General features: G+C 41.6%; 1 protein-coding gene. It reads right to left on the bottom strand.

Annotated features, from left to right (window positions below; all coding sequences use genetic code 11):
* Window positions 1-298, bottom strand: a 298-nt coding sequence (locus ACFIK8_RS09840; RefSeq protein WP_375669316.1) for a lysozyme, incomplete at both ends; no start/stop codon positions are given.

The following is a 298-nucleotide window of genomic DNA, read 5'->3' on the forward strand; positions in this document are numbered from 1 at the left end:
CACACATAAGCACCTTGAGCCCATAGCCCTGCTTCGGCTGCTCGGCGATTGACAAGTCCTTGAAGACGTTTTCCTCCTGCTCTTGTCCATTTTTGCAATTCAATAGGGACAGCTTCATAATTCCCTTTATTAAGCTTTTTTAGAAGTTTAGAACTACGAAAAGCTTCTGTTCCAACATTATAGCAAAACGATACAAGGGCGGCGAACTGCTCATCGTTTAAAGGAACAGCAACAGTTTGTTCAACAACACATTCAAATTGTTTCAAGTCTTGACAAAGGCTCTTTTCCGCCTCTTTTT

Source organism: Bartonella sp. MR168JLCBS (assembly GCF_042194175.1).